General features: G+C 68.7%; 13 protein-coding genes. 5 read left to right on the plus strand and 8 right to left on the minus strand.

What is annotated here, in order from left to right:
* Positions 1-300 precede the first annotated feature (300 nt).
* Positions 301-951: a pentapeptide repeat-containing protein gene (locus AAY78_RS15845; RefSeq protein WP_046749248.1), complete on the plus strand. Its 651-nt coding sequence runs from the start codon at positions 301-303 to the stop codon at positions 949-951.
* On the opposite strand, the gene AAY78_RS15850 is transcribed toward AAY78_RS15845, so the two are convergent.
* The 4 genes from AAY78_RS15850 to AAY78_RS15865 are packed head-to-tail and all read right to left on the minus strand — an operon-like array spanning position 941 to position 5,838.
* Positions 941-2,449 carry an ATP-binding cassette domain-containing protein gene (locus AAY78_RS15850; RefSeq protein WP_046749249.1) on the minus strand — a complete coding sequence of 503 codons (1,509 nt, stop codon included), beginning with the start codon at positions 2,447-2,449 and terminating at the stop codon, positions 941-943. The genes AAY78_RS15845 and AAY78_RS15850 overlap by 11 nt on opposite strands.
* Complete coding sequence (locus AAY78_RS15855) at positions 2,446-3,258, minus strand: ABC transporter permease (protein ID WP_046749250.1); 813 nt, start codon at positions 3,256-3,258, stop codon at positions 2,446-2,448. The genes AAY78_RS15850 and AAY78_RS15855 overlap by 4 nt, the downstream gene beginning before the upstream one ends.
* On the minus strand, positions 3,255-4,199 hold the full coding sequence (locus AAY78_RS15860; RefSeq protein ID WP_046749251.1) for an ABC transporter permease: 945 nt from the start codon (positions 4,197-4,199) through the stop codon (positions 3,255-3,257). Before AAY78_RS15860 ends, AAY78_RS15855 begins: the two co-directional genes overlap by 4 nt.
* Before the next feature lie 28 nt (positions 4,200-4,227).
* Positions 4,228-5,838: an ABC transporter substrate-binding protein gene (locus AAY78_RS15865; RefSeq protein ID WP_046749252.1), complete on the minus strand. Its 1,611-nt coding sequence runs from the start codon at positions 5,836-5,838 to the stop codon at positions 4,228-4,230.
* 170 nt (positions 5,839-6,008) lie between these two features.
* On the opposite strand from AAY78_RS15865, the gene valS reads away from it, so the two are divergent.
* Together valS and AAY78_RS15875 are read left to right on the plus strand one after the other, a co-directional pair.
* A complete protein-coding gene (gene valS / locus AAY78_RS15870) occupies positions 6,009-8,624 on the plus strand; it encodes a valine--tRNA ligase (RefSeq protein WP_046749253.1) in 2,616 nt (871 codons plus the stop codon).
* A complete protein-coding gene (locus AAY78_RS15875; RefSeq protein ID WP_046749254.1) occupies positions 8,624-8,839 on the plus strand; it encodes a hypothetical protein in 216 nt (71 codons plus the stop codon). Before valS ends, AAY78_RS15875 begins: the two co-directional genes overlap by 1 nt.
* Before the next feature lie 83 nt (positions 8,840-8,922).
* Here AAY78_RS15875 and AAY78_RS15880 read toward each other — a convergent pair whose 3' ends face one another.
* Genes AAY78_RS15880 through tdh form a run of 4 tightly spaced genes read right to left on the minus strand, consistent with a single transcriptional unit; the run spans position 8,923 to position 12,031 of the window.
* Positions 8,923-9,141: a hypothetical protein gene (locus tag AAY78_RS15880; protein ID WP_046749255.1), complete on the minus strand. Its 219-nt coding sequence runs from the start codon at positions 9,139-9,141 to the stop codon at positions 8,923-8,925.
* Complete coding sequence (locus tag AAY78_RS15885; protein ID WP_046749256.1) at positions 9,138-9,755, minus strand: ArsR/SmtB family transcription factor; 618 nt, start codon at positions 9,753-9,755, stop codon at positions 9,138-9,140. Before AAY78_RS15885 ends, AAY78_RS15880 begins: the two co-directional genes overlap by 4 nt.
* Before the next feature lie 54 nt (positions 9,756-9,809).
* Positions 9,810-10,988 (minus strand): glycine C-acetyltransferase, encoded by a 1,179-nt coding sequence (locus AAY78_RS15890; protein WP_046749257.1) that lies wholly within the window; start codon positions 10,986-10,988, stop codon positions 9,810-9,812.
* Complete coding sequence (gene tdh / locus AAY78_RS15895; protein WP_046749258.1) at positions 10,988-12,031, minus strand: L-threonine 3-dehydrogenase; 1,044 nt, start codon at positions 12,029-12,031, stop codon at positions 10,988-10,990. Before tdh ends, AAY78_RS15890 begins: the two co-directional genes overlap by 1 nt.
* Before the next feature lie 99 nt (positions 12,032-12,130).
* Here tdh and AAY78_RS15900 point away from each other — a divergent pair, with 99 nt between their 5' ends.
* The gene (locus AAY78_RS15900) at positions 12,131-13,048 is read left to right on the plus strand and encodes a LysR family transcriptional regulator (RefSeq protein WP_046749259.1); all 918 of its coding nucleotides are present in this window, start codon (positions 12,131-12,133) and stop codon (positions 13,046-13,048) included.
* Between the two features lie 31 nt (positions 13,049-13,079).
* Positions 13,080-15,131, plus strand: a complete 2,052-nt coding sequence (locus tag AAY78_RS15905; RefSeq protein ID WP_046749260.1) for a M3 family metallopeptidase — start codon at positions 13,080-13,082, stop codon at positions 15,129-15,131.
* Positions 15,132-15,136: the final 5 nt, after the last annotated feature.

Here is a 15,136-nt window from a genome sequence, read left to right on the forward strand (position 1 = left end):
CAGTGGTCGTCGTGGCGGATGCTCATGCGAGGACGACCCTCACGGACCGCGGTACCACCTCGCGTGCCGCGCCCTGCGGCGCGACCACTCTCACTGCGGCTGTGACGGGCCTGCCCCGCTCGGTTCTACTGAGCGCGGCCCGAAGGTCACGCCGTTCTTCCGAGAGCTCCCCGGTGATGGCCGGATCGATGCTCGTCCCACCAGTGTACGCGTGCCCACCGCTCCCCGGCGCATCGCCTTCCCGGATGGCGACCGCGCACGGCCGCGCGCGATGTCGTCGGCCCGCCCTACGCTCGGAACATGGCCCGCACCTCCGACTCCCCCGCGTCTCCACGCGTCACGGCGCCCGATCTGCCGCCGGTGCTCGAACCGGCTCGGGCTGCCCGCAGTGCCGACCTCGTCGCCGCTCGACTCGATCTGGCCGGTACCGTCGACCTCGCCTATTCGACGGTCGAGCAGTGCGCCGTGAGCGCAGACGCCGATGCCGTCGACCTCACCGGGGCATCGGTCGTCGACGTCGACATGTCGGGGGTGCGCATCGCCTCGCTGCGCATGCGCGACGCGGGTGTGCGGCGAGTGCGGATCAACGGCGGCCGCATCGGGACCCTCGACCTCAGTGAGGCGCATGTCTCGGAGCTCGACCTGCGCGATGTGCGCATCGACTACCTCAACCTCGGTGCGGCGAAGGTCACCGATCTCGAGATCACAGGGTGCGCCATCCGCACGATCGACATGCCGCGGGCCGAGCTCACGCGAGTGCGCTTCACGTCCACATCGAGTGACGAGGTGGACTCGCGGGGCATGCGGGCGAAAGACCTCGATCTGCGCGGGCTCGACGCTCTCGGCTACCTCGACGCCAACAGCCTGCGCGGTGCCACGCTCACCTCGGTCCAGGTGCAGCAGCTGGCACCCGTGCTCGCGGCGGGAATCGGCATCCTCGTCAAGGACTGACGGCGCCGCTCGCGTCGATCAGCTCTCTCGTGAACGGGTGCTGCGGTGCCGCGAACACCTCCGACGTCGGCCCCTGCTCCACGATCCGGCCGTCCTGCATCACCAGCACGTCATCCGCGACCGACCCCACGACATCCAGATCGTGGGAGACGAGGATCATCGTCAGCCGACGTTCGCGCTGCAGCCCGTCGAGCAGACGCAGCACCCGCTCCCGCACCGAGGGGTCGAGCGCGGACACGGGTTCGTCGAGCACCAGCACGTCAGGGTCGGCGGCGAGGGCACGGGCGACAGCCGCCCGCTGCCTCTGCCCGCCGGAAAGGGCACTCGGACGTCTGCCGGCCAGTGCGGGAGCGAGGCCGACCTCGGCGAGAAGCTCGACCACCCGAGCAGGGCGCGCGGTGCGCGGCACACCGCCGGCCTCCAGCGCTTCCTGCAGCGATCGACCGATCGTCCAGCGCGGGTCGAAGGCGCCGAGCGGATTCTGATGCACCAGCTGCACCCGTCGCGGTGCGTTCCACTCCACGGCGCCGCTGTCCGGGGCGTCGATACCGACGATCATGCGGGCGAGAGTGGTCTTGCCCGACCCCGACTCCCCCACGATGCCGAGCGTCCGCCCGTCCCTCACGACGAACGAGGCATCGACGACCGCCGGCACGGTGCCGAAGCTCCGTGACACGCCGTCGACTCTCAGCACCGACGCGGAATCCGTCGGCGTAGCGGTTCGGGGTTCGTGGATCGTCGCGGCGATGAGCTGCTTCGTGTACTCGTGTCGAGGGTTCTCGAGCACATCGGCCACCGGACCGGACTCCACGACCACGCCGCTCCGCATCACCAGGACACGATCGGCGATCCTCCGGACCGCTGCGAAGTCGTGGCTGATGAACACGAGGGCCGTCCCCGCGTCGGTGATCTCACGCAGCAGTCCGAGGATCCGCGCCTGCACGGTGGCGTCGAGCGCGGTGGTCGGCTCGTCCGCCACGAGGACGGCCGGGTTCGCGGCGAGTGCGGACGCGATGAGCGCACGCTGCCGCAGACCTCCGGAGAGTTCGTGCGGGTGCTGTCGCGCGCGGCGCTCCGGTTCGGGCATCCACACGCGCTCCAGCAGCTCCCGCACACGTGTCGCTCGCGGCGCCCGCCCCCGGACGACCCTGTGGAGGAGGAGCGGCTCGGCGATCTCCGCCTCAATGCGCCGCAGGGGATCGAGGGAGACCAGCGCGTCCTGGGAGATGAGCGCGATTCCCGATCCGCGCACGCCCCTCCACGCCCGATCGGAGAGACCGGCGACATCCCTCCCGTCCACCACGAGCCCGTCCAGGGTGACGTCAGCGGCTGCGGGAGTCAGCCCCAGCAGGGCACGCGCCGTGAGGGACTTGCCGGCGCCGGACTCCCCCACGATCGCGACGCACTCACCGCGGTCGACGGCGAAGGACACGTCGTCCACGACCTGCTTCCCGTCGAACGAGATGCGGAGTCCTCGAACCTGCAGTGCAGCGTTCATCCTGTCCTCCCGTCTGCGCGAGCCCGAAGGATTCGCCCGATGACGGTGGCCGAGACCACGGTCAGCGTGATCGCGACGCCGGGGAAGAGGGAGATCCACCAGGCCTGGCCCAGCACATTGCGGCCCCCGGCGAGCATCAATCCCCACTCGGGCGTCGGCTCTGAGGGACCCAAGCCCAGGAAGCTGAGTCCCGCGGCCGCGAGGATGCTCGAGCCGATGCCGATGGTGGCGAGCACGCTCAGCGCACCGAGCACGCCCGGCAGCACGTGCCTGCGGAAAGCGCGCCAGCGCGGGACGCCGAGGATGCGCGCGGCTTCGACGTGCTCGGTGACGCGGAGCGTCTGGGTCTGCACGCGCGCCAACCGGATGTACACCGGCAGGGCGGCCAGGGTCACCGCGATCGCGATGTTCACGGGTCCCGGTCCCAGCACGGCGACGACGACCAGCGCGACCAGGAACTCGGGGAACGCCATCAGCACGTCGTTCACCCGCATCACGGTGGTGTCGACGCCCCGCGGTGCGACCCCGGCGAGCGCGCCGATCATGAGCCCGAGGACCAGAGCCACCCCGGTGGCGAAGAGCCCGATACCCAGCGATCTCCCCGCGCCGTGGACCACCCGCGAGTAGACGTCGCGCCCGCTCTGATCGGTGCCGAAGAAGTGCTCCGCGCCGGGCGGCAGCAGGGCGGAGCGGACATCGGTCTGCAGTGGATCGTGCGTGGCGAGGACGCCGGGCCAGAGCGCCGCGAACACGATCACGGCGCTCACCACGATGGCCGACCAGAGGAGCACAGTCTGCGCGCGCCTCATCGGGTGCTCCGGTCACGTGCTGCCCTGATACGCGGGTCGATCAGGGGGTGCACGATCTCGACCAGCAGGTTCACGGTGACGAACACCACGGCGCTCAGGAGGATGATCCCCGTGATGACCGGAAGATCGCGGTCGCTGATCGCCGCGAGCGTCACGCGTCCGAGACCGGGTCGGGCGAACACGGTCTCGACCAGCACCGCTCCGCCGAGGACGGAGCCGGTCAGATAGGCGGCGAGCGTGACGGCGGAGGCTGCGCCGTGACGCAGTCCGTGCCGGAGCGTGAACCACGAAGGACTCGCCCCACGCGCGCGCACCGTCTCAGCGAACGGCATGCGCTCGGCTTGCACGAGGCCGTCCCGGAGCACCTGACTGAGCAGCGCGGCCACCGGGAGCGCGAGCGTCACCGCGGGGAGGACGATCGTGGCGGGGTTGCGGGCTCCGGAGACCGGAAACCACCCCAGTCCGAAGGCGAAGACGCTGAGGAGGACCAGTCCGATCCAGAACACCGGAGACGAGAGCACCACCAGCTCCACCGCCGCGGCGGCCGTGCGTCCTGCATCGCCGCGTACGAGGACGGCGACCCCGACGGCGAGCACGACGGCGATCACCAGTGCGAGCGCGGAGAGCTGTACCGTCGCTCCCAGCTGGCGTCCGATCACCTCTGTGACCGGCATCCGCAGCTGGTACGACTCCCCCAGGTCCCCGCGGGCCAGCTGGCCGATGAAACCGAGGTACTGCTCCCACGGCGGCCGGTCCAGTCCCAGGTCGGCGCGGATGCCGTCCTTGACCGCCTCACTCACCTGTGCCTGAGGTCCCAGCATCACCGACACGGGATCTCCGGGGATCACTCGGAACGCGAGGAATGCGACGGTGGCGGCGCCCCACAGGACGATGACGACGGAGGCGATCAGGCCGGCGATGCGGACGAGAGCAGCCTTCACTACCCGTGCCCTCCGCTCAGCCGGCGGTTCAGCCGACGGTCACATCGTAGAACAGCGGACGGCCGTACAGGTCGTACTCGACGCCCTCGACGCGGTCGCCGACGGCCGTGATCGCCGACGGGCTGTACAGCGGCACGATGGCGGTGTACGTGGCGTTCCACTCCTGCAGCTGGGTGTAAAGCCCGTTCCGCGTGTCCTGATCGCTCGTCGCGACGGCCTGTTCCAGCAGCGCATCGACCTCGGGGTCGCTGACCTGTGAGGCGTTCTGGAACCCGTCGGTGTGCAGATGACTGCGCAGCAGGTCGGGGTCGACACCGGAGAAGCCCCAGTCGGTCAGGTCGAACGTCTTCGGCTCGTACTGCTCGTTGTAGGCGCCCGGTTCGAGCACCTCGCGCTCGACCTCGAAGCCGATCCCCTTGAGGTCGGACTGGATCGCGTTGGCCAGCGCGGCACGGTCGTCGGGAACCGGAGTCCAGGCGATCCAGCGCACCGAGAGGCGCTTGCCGTCCTTCAGGCGGATCCCGTCGGTGTCGCGGGCCGTCCAGCCGGCCTCGTCGAGGAGCGTGTTCGCCTCATCCTGGTCGAACGGCCAGCTGCCCTCGAGGGACGCGTCGTAGCCCGGAGTCGTCGACCCGAGGATGCTCCACGCCCGCGAGAACTGCCCGAAGTAGATCTCCTCCACCGCGGCGTCGATGTCGATGCCGCGGGCGAACGCCTGACGCACCTTCTCGTCGGCGAAGACTCCGTACTTCTCGTTCAGATACAGCGAGTACGGCAGACCCGGGTACTCGATCGAGTCGACCGTGACGCCGTCGCCGAGGTCCTTCGCGAGGTTCGGCGGGATGTTGCTGGCCAGGTCGGCTTCACCGCTTTCGACGACGCCCGCGCGCACCGACGCCTCCGGCTGGATCTCGACGCGCAGGGTCTCGAAGTTCGGAGCCTCAGCGTCGTGCGGGCCCCAGGCGTAGTCGTCGTTGCGGGTGTAGACGATCTCCTGGTCGGGCGTGTACTCGGTGAGCTCGAACGGGCCGGTGCCGACGGTGATCCCGGGGCCGCCCGCTTTGAGCTTGTCGGCCGACTTCTCCAGCACGGCAGGCGAGTAGAAGCCGAGCTGCGGCGTGCTCGCCGCCTGCAGGAACGGCGCGTAGGGCTGCGTGAAGGTCACCTTGACGGTGTGATCGTCGACGACCTCGGTGCCGTCGTAGAAATCGGCGCCGAGCATGCTGGCTGCCTGGGCCGACGCGGTCTCGGGGTCGACGATGCGGTCGAAGTTCGCCTTGACGGCGGCAGCGTCGAACTTCTCGCCGTCGGTGAAGGTCACGTCGTCGCGGAGCGTGAAGGTGTACTCCGTGCTGTCCGGTGAGACGTCCCAGCTCTTCGCGAGCCACGGGCTGAACGATCCGTCGTCCTCCTGGAAGACCAGGGAGTCGAGCACCGCCCGCTGCACCATGCCGGAGACATCGAGCTGGCTGACCTGCGGATCCATGTGCCCTGCGGACAGATTCGCGCCCTCGATCGACCACACGAGCTCCCCGCCCTCCCCATCGGCGCCGGGCGCAGCACACGCACTGAGTACCAGCGCAGCGGCGGCGGTGAGCGCCGCGAAGGGCAGGAGACGGCGCACAGATCTTGCGGGCATGACGGTTCCTCTGGACGAGCGGGTCGGGGTCCCTCCATCCTACGGCTGATTCTTGGACGGGGTCGATCTGCGCAGGCGACCCGTCACCGTGACGCTCGGTAGACTGTTCGGCACACCCCACACTCAGGCACGCTCACACAGTGCCGCATACATCGCTCGAGGAGACCTCCATGCCTGCTTCCGAAACGGCGCAGAACCCCATTCCCGACAAGCCAGCACTCGAAGGTCTCGAAGCGAAGTGGGACGCCGCCTGGGCTGAGCAGGGCACGTACCTGTTCGACCGGCTGCGCGCCGCCGAGCTCGGCCGTGAGGGCGTCTACTCGATCGACACCCCGCCGCCGACCGCCTCCGGCAGCCTCCACATCGGCCACGTGTTCTCCTACACGCACACCGACGTCAAGGCGCGGTACGAGCGCATGCGCGGCAAGACCGTGTTCTACCCGATGGGCTGGGATGACAACGGCCTACCCACCGAGCGCCGCGTGCAGAACTACTACGGCGTGCGCTGCGACCCGTCTCTCCCCTACGACGCCGACTTCACCCCTCCCTTCGAGGGCGGCGACAACAAGTCGAGCCGGGCTGCCGACCAGCGGCCGATCAGCCGCCGCAACTTCATCGAGCTGTGCGAGCGCCTCACGATCGAGGACGAGAAGCAGTTCGAGGCCCTGTTCCGTCAGCTCGGGTTGAGCGTCGATTGGACGCAGACCTACCGCACCATCTCCGACGACACGATCCGGCAGAGCCAGCTCGCGTTCCTCCGCAACATCGAGCGCGGCGAGGCATACCAGGCCCTCGCGCCGACGCTGTGGGACATCGACTTCCGCTCCGCGATCGCGCAGGCTGAGCTCGAGGACCGCGACCAGCAGGCCGCGTACCACACGATCGAGTTCCCCTTCGCTGACGGCTCCGGCTCCATCGCGATCGACACCACGCGCCCGGAGCTCCTCCCGGCGTGCATCGCGATCGTGACCCACCCCGAGGGGCCGCACAAGCACCTCATCGGCACCAAGGTGCGCACGCCGTACTTCGGCGCCGAGATCGAGATCCACGGCCACCACCTCGCCCAGCCCGACAAGGGCACCGGTGCGGCGATGGTCTGCACCTTCGGCGATGTGACCGACATCATCTGGTGGCGCGAGCTGCGCACCACCGCCGGCGAGTCCCTGCCGAACATGACGGCGATCGGTCTCGACGGCCGCTTCCTCGCCGAGGCGCCGTCGATCGTCACAGACCCCGACGCGCGTTCCTGGTACGTGGAGAACGTGGCGGGCAAGACCGTCTTCAGCGCCCGCAAGGCGATCGTGGAGAAGCTGCAGGATACCGGCGACATGACCGCCGTCGGCAAGCCCTTCCAGCACGCCGTGAAGTTCTTCGAGAAGGGCGACCGCCCGCTCGAGATAGTCTCGACCCGGCAGTGGTACATCCGCAACGGCGCCCGCGACGGCGAGCTGCGCGACCAGCTCCTCGCGCACGGAACCGAGCTGGCGTGGCACCCCGACTTCATGCGGGTCCGCTACGAGAACTGGGTCGGCGGCCTCACCGGCGACTGGCTCGTGTCCCGGCAGCGGTTCTTCGGCGTGCCGATCCCGCTCTGGTACGCGTTGGACGAGAACGGCGAGCGCGACTACGACCGGGTGCTCACCCCGGATGCGGCCGCGCTGCCCATCGACCCGACCACGGATGTCCCGGCGGGCTACACCGAGCAGCAGCGCGGGGTGCCGGGCGGGTTCGATGCCGAGGCCGACATCCTCGACACCTGGGCGACGTCCTCCCTGACCCCGCAGCTCGCGGGCGGCTGGCAGCGGGACGAGGAGCTGTGGCAGCTCACTGCTCCGTTCGATCTGCGCCCGCAGGGACAGGACATCATCCGCACCTGGCTCTTCTCGACCATGCTGCGCTCCACGCTCGAAGACGGCCGCACCCCATGGAAGAACGCCGCCATCTCCGGCTTCATCGTCGACCCCGACCGCAAGAAGATGTCGAAGTCGAAGGGCAACGTCGTCACCCCGGCCGACGTGCTCGACACCCACGGCTCTGACGCGGTGCGGTACTGGGCGGCCTCGAGCCGACTCGGCATGGACGCGGCCTTCGACCCGCAGAACCCGACCCAGGTGAAGATCGGCAGGCGTCTCGCCATCAAGGTGCTCAACGCCGCGAAGTTCGTGCTGTCGTTCCCGGTGCCCGCGGGCGCGCAGGTGACGCACGCGCTCGACGCCTCGATGCTCACGGCGCTCGACGGGGTGGTGGCCGAGGCGACCGCTGCCTTCGACCGGTACGACGCGGCCAGGGCGCTGGAGTTGACCGAGGCGTTCTTCTGGACGTTCTGCGACGACTACCTGGAGCTCGTGAAGGAGCGCGCCTACAACCAGAACGACGTGGGCCAGGCCTCGGCCGCCCTCGCGCTGCGTCTGGCGCTGTCCACGCTTCTCCGCCTGCTCGCGCCGGTGCTCTCCTTCGCCACGGAGGAGGCCTGGTCGTGGTTCGAGGCGGGCTCCGTGCACACCGCAGCGTGGCCCGAGAAGCTCGGCATCGAGGGCGACCCGGCCGTGCTGGCCGCCGCGAGCGAGGCGCTCATCGGCATCCGGCGCGCGAAGACCGAGGCGAAGGCGTCGCAGAAGACCCCGGTCTCCCGTGCCGCCATCGCCGCTCCCGCAGCGAAGGTCGAGGCCCTGCGCGCCGCGGCGGACGACCTCCGCGCGGTCGGCCGCATCGCCGAGCTCGAGATCACCGAGGCGGAGGAGTTCGCGGTCACCGCGATCGAGCTCGCCCCGGTCGAGGCCTCCTGATGCAGCTCGGCACGCGCTGGGCCGCGGGTGCACAGCCGCCCGCCTCCGTCCCCGAAGCGCTGCGTCCCGCCATCGCCGAGGTCGAGTCCCAGGGCCTCACCGGCCACTGGACCCTCACCTGGCTGGAAGGGCGTGCGATCGCCGAGCTCGACGCCGGCTGGGAGGTCCTCCAGACCGCGTCCGGTGAGGTCGTCGCCCGCCCGTTCGCCGACTGAACCGGGCCCCACCACCGGGACGAGACCCCCTGACACCCGTGCGGATATCAGGGGGTCTCGTCGCGCGGCCCCGGGCCACGACGTCAGCGGCGGGTCACTCCCAGTTGCGCGAGGGCATGGTCGACGGCACGGGGGTCCTGCCGTCGGGTCTGTTGTTCGCGCAGCAGATCGAGCGAGAGCTCACGCCGCTCCGCGCGATGTGAGATCCGATTCTCGACGTACGCCGTCAGCCGATCGGCCAGTCGGAGCAGCCGACGCTCGGTTCGCGTCGGTGCGACGAGATGGAGAGTTGCCGCGGTCATGATGCCTCCTCGTTGTCGACGGCGGGCGAGGTCGTGCGCGGGGTCGGCAGATCGAAGAGCTCGGCGCGGAGCGAAACCCGCCGCACGTCCGGCCCCTCCTGGCCCCGGTACCGCTCGATGGCGCTCTCGACGATGGCTTCGAGTTCCTCGCGGAGCGACATCGCCTGCTCCGGTGTCATGTCGAGGTGCGTGGTGATCGTGATCCCGACGTCTCGCCACGCTTCGGGGACCTCGGCCTGCGGTCGGTTCAGGTAGCTCATGAGGGTCTCGTGGCGGACGCGGAAGAACTCCGAGGTGACGATCTGCGCCGCGGCGCGGTTCGCCGGCGAGGTCATCTCATCGGGGCCGGGCACGTCGATGCGCCCCTTGGGCCGTTCCCACCATCGCTCCCTCGCCGTGCCTCGCCCCTCCACCTCTCGGATCAGGTCGTGAGCTGCAAGCGCACGCAGGTGATAGCTGGTGGATCCCGATGTCTCTCCCACGAGGGCCGCAAGGGAGCTGGCGGTCTGCGGACCTCGCGCCGCGAGGATGTCGAAGATCTTGACCCGCAGTGGGTGTGCCAGCGCCTTGAGCGCGCTGGCGTCGAGCGTCCTGACCTGCGTCTCGTTCGTCATGAATGCAAAGATACGCTTGCAAAGGGTTCTTTGCAAGCGTATCTTTGCATGTGCTCAGTCGATTGCGTCGCGCGCGGCGACGAAGGCACCGACGCAATACTCGATCTGCTCCGCCGTGTGCGCCGCCGACAGCTGCACGCGGATCCGTGCCAGGCCGCGCGGCACGACGGGGAAGCTGAACGCGGTCACGTAGATGCCACGCGCCTGCATCTCCTGAGCGATCTGCGCCGTCTTCGCCGCGTCCCCGAACATGACGGGGACGATGGGGTGTTCGCCCGGAAGCAGATCGAAGCCCTCCGCCGTCATGCGCTCGCGGAACAGCGACGCGTTCGCACGCAGCCGCGCCCGAAGGTCCGCGGACCCTTCGACGAGATCGAGGGCGGTCAGCGTGCCGGCGACGATCGCGGGGGCGAGAGTGTTCGAGAACAGGTAGGGACGAGAACGCTGGCGCAGCAGAGCCACGATCTCGGCGTGCGAGGCGACATACCCGCCCGATGCGCCCCCGAGTGCCTTGCCGAAGGTTCCGGTGTAGATGTCGACACGATCGGCTACTCCGCAGAGCTCCGGTGTGCCACGACCGTTCTCGCCGACGAAACCGACCGCATGGGAATCGTCGACGAAGACGAGGGCGTCGTAACGGTCGGCGAGATCGCAGATCTCGGCGAGGGGCGCGATGTAGCCGTCCATCGAGAACACGCCGTCCGTCACGATCACACGGAATCGGGCGTCCGTTGCCGCCTGCAGCTGCGCCTCGAGATCGGCCATGTCCCGGTTGAGGTAACGAAGCCGCCTCGCCTTCGAGAGTCGGATGCCGTCGATGATCGAGGCGTGGTTCAGCTCATCGGAGATGATGGCGTCCTCGGGTCCGAAGAGTGTCTCGAACACTCCCCCGTTCGCGTCGAAGCACGACGAGTACAGGATGGCCTCGTCCGTGCCGAGGAAGTCGGCGAGGCGGCGCTCCAACTCGAGGTGCTGCTCTTGCGTGCCGCAGATGAAGCGCACACTCGCGAGGCCGTAGCCCCACTCCTCCAGGGCCGTCGTCGCGGCCGAGAGGATGCGCGGATCGTCGGCGAGACCGAGGTAGTTGTTCGCGCAGAAGTTCAGCACGTCAGCGCCGTCAGCGGTGATCTCGGCGTTCTGCGGCCCGCGGATACCGCGCTCGCGCTTGGTCAGGCCGGCCTCCTCGATCGCCGCCAGCTCGTCCGACACATGCTTCTGAAAGGTCCCGTACATCACAACTCCGTCCAGTCGAGGATGATCTTGCCCGTTCCCGCCGATTCGGCGGCGGCGAATCCGCGTTCCCATTCACGAGCGGGGACGACTTCGGCGATCACTCGGCCGATGGCATCCCGCAGGGGCGCACTGGTCTGCAGCATCGCCCCCATGGCGTTCCACGTCTCGAACATCTCGCGTCCGTAGATCCCCTTGATCGTGAGCATGTGGGTGACGAGCTTGCCCCAGTCGATCCCGAACCCGGCACTCGGCAGACCCAGCATCGCGATACGCCCACCGTGGTTCATGTTGTCGATCATGGCGGGGAGGGCGGATGGCGCACCGCTCATCTCGAATCCGATGTCGAAACCCTCGCGCATTCCGAGCGCCTGCTGCGCCTCCCTGATATCGCGGACCGAGACGTCGACGACTTCGTCGGCGCCCATCCGACGAGCCATCTCCAGACGCGGTGCGCTGACATCTGTCGCGGTGATGAACCGCGCCCCGGCGTGCCTGGCGACGGCGATGGCCATGAGCCCGATCGGGCCGCAGCCGGTGACGAGCACGTCTTCTCCGACGAGCGGGTACGTGAGCGCCGTGTGGACCGCGTTGCCGAGCGGATCGAAGATCGCGCCGAGCTCGGGAGTCACCTCGGCGTGGTGCACCCACACGTTCGCCGCAGGGAGCGCGAGGTACTCCGCGAACGCACCGTCCCGCTGCAGACCGAGACCGATCGTCCGGATGCACATCTGCCGGCGCCCTGCCCGGCAGTTGCGACACGTCCCGCAGACGATGTGGCCTTCACCGGAGACGCGATCACCCACGGAGATGTCGTGCACGCCGGGTCCGACCTCCACCACTTCGCCGTAGAACTCGTGACCGGGGATCAGCGGGGCGGCGATCGCCGACGCCGCCCAGTCATCCCAGCGGAGGATGTGCAGATCGGTTCCGCAGATGCCGGTGCGCAGCACCCGGATGACGACCTCGTCGGCGCCGGCCTTCGGTTCGGGACGCTCGACCAGCTCGAGCCCCGCGCCAGGCGCGCCTTTGAACAGTGCTCTCATGCGGACAGTGCCTTCATGATCTCGATCACATCGCATCCACGGTTGTAGATCAATCGGCATCGTCTGCACCGTTCATGTAGCCGCCGCTAAACTGTTCTCGTGGAACTCCATCAGTTGCAGATCCTGAGAGAGCTCGGCGCCCTCGGCAGTGTGACCGCCGTGGCCGACGCGCTCCGAGTCACTCCTTCTGCCGTCTCCCAGCAGCTCGCAACCCTGCAGCGTGGTGTGCCGACACCGCTGACCCGCAGAGTCGGGCGCACGCTCGCCCTCACACCCGCCGGCGAAGTACTGGCGACTGCCGGCGCCGAGGCGATCGACGCCATGGCGGCGGCACGACACGCCCTGGACGACTTCGAGGGTTCTGCGACGGGAGTCGTGAGCATCAGCGGGTTCCACAGCGTCGGGCAGGCGCTGTTCGGAGCACTCGTGCGGGAGCTGTCGTCCGCAGCGAACGCGCCATCGGTTCAGCTCACGGACGAGGATGTCGCGCAGACGGATTTCCCTGCGCTCACAGCACGCTACGACCTCGTGCTCGCGCACCGCATGGAGCATTCCGAACCGTGGCCCGCGCAGGGTGTGCGCAGCCTCACCCTGATCCGCGAGCCCCTGGACGTGGCGGTAGCGGCCTCACATCCGCTCGCCGGTCGTGCCAGCCTCACACCGGCCGACGTCGCAGGAGAGCGATGGGTCACCAGTCGCATCGGCTACTCCCCCGACGACGTGCTCCGTGCCGTATCGGCGGTGGCCCATCGGCCCGTCGACATCCAACACCGCATCAACGACTACGGCGCGGTGTCGGCCGTCGTGGCCGCCGGAGGGGTGATCGGGATGCTACCGCGCTTCACCTCGCGCAGCGTCGACGACCGCGACCTCGTGCGCGTCCCTCTCGAAGGTGTGAGCACGCACCGGATGATCGACGTGCTCGCGCGGCCCGAGACACTTCGTCGTCGATCGGTCCGCGTGGTCGTGGAAGCCCTTCGCGGCGTGATGACGCGCCTGAGCGAGAGCGGGTCCTGAACACGCCCGGCGCGGTGGATAGGCTCGGAGGATGACCGACGCCACCAATCCGCTGCTGCAGCCGTCGACGCTTCCCTACGGGCTCCCCGACTACGCCGCGATTCGGCCGGAGCACTATCTCCCCGCTTTCCAGGCGGGTTTCGAGGAGCAGCTCCGCGAGATCGAGCGCATCACCGTGGTGCGCTCGATGCCCACGTTCGAGAACACCCTTGAGGCGCTGGAGCGATCCGGCGAGCTGCTGGATCGTGTCGCGCACACCTTCTACACGGTGAGTTCGGCCGATGCGACGCCCGAGATCCAGGAGATCGACGAGCAGCTCGCGCCGCTCATGGCAGCGCATGAGGATGCGATCACGCTCGACAGCCGGCTCTACTGGCGTGTGCAGCAGGTGTACGAGCAGCTCGACGCGCTGAACCTCGATCCGGAGCAGCGGTACCTCGTGGAGCGCCGTCATCGCGAGATGACCTTGGCCGGTGCGGGCCTCGACGACGAAGCGAAGGCGCGGCTGACCGCCATGAACCAGAAGCTGTCGACCCTGACCAACACGTTCGAGCGCAACCTGCTGAACGACACCAACGACCTGGCCGTGGTGTTCGACACGGCCGACGAGCTCGACGGATTGAGCGCGGGAGAGCTCTCCGCTGCCGCACGTGCCGCGACGGACAGGGACTTGGACGGAAAGCTCCTGATCACTCTCCCGCTCTTCACAGGCCACCCTGCTCTGGCGCAGTTGCGCCCGCGGGAATCGAGACGTCGCATCATGGCGGCCTCGCTCGCACGCGGGTCTCGCGACAACGCGAACGACAACCGTCCGGTCCTTCTCGCGATCGTGCGTCTGCGGGCGGAGCGTGCACAGCTGCTCGGCTACGACTCGCACGCTGCCGCCGTGACCGCGGATGAGACGGCAGGAAGCCCGGAGGCGGTCGAGCGGATGCTCCGACGCCTCGCCGGACCATCCGCGCGCAACGCCCTGGCCGAACGCGCAGCTCTGCAGACGATCGTCGACGAGACCGAGCAGCTCCCGTTCCCGGTCGAGGCGCACGACTGGGCCTTTTACACCGAGCGGGTGCGCACTGCACGATACGACATCGACTCCAGCGCGCTTCGGCCCTGGTTCGAAGCGGAGCGCGTGCTCCAGGATGGCGTCTTCTTCGCGGCGACGCAGCTCTACGGCGTCACGTTCTCCGAGCGCGATGACCTCGCCGCGTATCACCCCGGCGCGCGCGTCTTCGAGGTGCGCGACGCCGACGGCTCGCCGGTCGGTCTCTACGTGCTCGATCTGTACACGCGCGATTCCAAGCGCGGCGGCGCGTGGATGAATGCGATCGTCAGCCAGTCGCGACTTCGCGGCACCGCTCCGGTCGTGGTCAACAACCTGAACGTGCCGCTTCCCGGAGAAGGGGAACCGACGCTCCTGACGCTCGACGAGGTGACCACGCTGTTCCACGAGTTCGGACACGCTCTGCACGGCCTCTTCGCGTCTGTCACCTACCCACACTTCGCGGGGACGAACGTGTTCCGCGACTTCGTCGAGTTCCCGAGCCAGGTGAACGAGATGTGGATCCTGTGGCCGGAGGTCCTCGAGAACTACGCGCGTCACCACGAGACCGGCGCTCCACTCGATCCCTCGATCGTCGAGCGCCTGCGAGCGACCGAGACGTTCGATCAGGGGCACGCGACCAGCGAGTATCTGGCTGCCGCATGGTTGGACCAGGCCTGGCATCGTCTGGGCACGGATGCCGAGGTCGACGACGTCGCCGCTTTCGAGGCCGCCGCTCTGGCGGACATCGGTCTGAAAGACCCGACCGTGCCGACGCGGTACTCATCCACCTACTTCGCCCACGTGTTCTCCGGCGGCTACAGCGCGGGGTACTACTCGTACATCTGGAGCGAGGTGCTCGACGCCGACACGGTCGACTGGTTCCGAGAGAGCGGTGGTCTCACCCGGTCGAACGGCGACAGATTCCGCGCACGACTCCTCGGCGTGGGAGGTTCCAAGGATCCTCTCGAGGCATACCGCGACTTCCGGGGCCGCGATGCGGATATCGATCCGCTCCTGAAGAGGCGTGGACTGGCCGACTGAGGCGT

The sequence above is a fragment of the Microbacterium sp. Ag1 genome (assembly GCF_001005635.1).
In the GTDB taxonomy this organism is placed as follows: domain Bacteria; phylum Actinomycetota; class Actinomycetes; order Actinomycetales; family Microbacteriaceae; genus Microbacterium; species Microbacterium oxydans.